The 265-nt window shown below is 39.2% G+C and carries 1 protein-coding gene; it reads left to right on the top strand.

Translation table 11 applies throughout. The annotated features are described in order from the left end of the window. Positions 1–265 (top strand): NEAT domain-containing protein (locus tag K5S59_RS29470; protein ID WP_220784121.1); only part of this gene is annotated, 265 nt, incomplete at both ends.

The following is a 265-nucleotide window of genomic DNA, read 5'->3' as shown; positions in this document are numbered from 1 at the left end:
CAAGGCGGAAACGATAACCAAGGCGGAAACGATAACCAAGGCGGAAACGACAACCAAGGCGGAAACGATAACCAAGGCGGAAACAACAACCAAGGCAACAACACAACCATTGATCCAAAAGCCCTTAAAGATGGTGAATACAGTATTGGCTTTAAAGTTTTAAAAGATAAAACAGAAGAAATTTCAATGATGAACACATATACAAAGAGTCCAGCTGTACTAAAAGTGAAAGATGGCAAGAAGTATGTATCGTTTACATATACGA

The organism is Bacillus sp. BML-BC051 (assembly GCF_019656175.1).
GTDB classification, from domain to species: domain Bacteria; phylum Bacillota; class Bacilli; order Bacillales; family Bacillaceae_G; genus Bacillus_A; species Bacillus_A mobilis.
The sequence above is the reverse complement of the archived record's forward strand: the minus strand, read 5'-3'. Positions and strand labels throughout refer to the sequence as shown.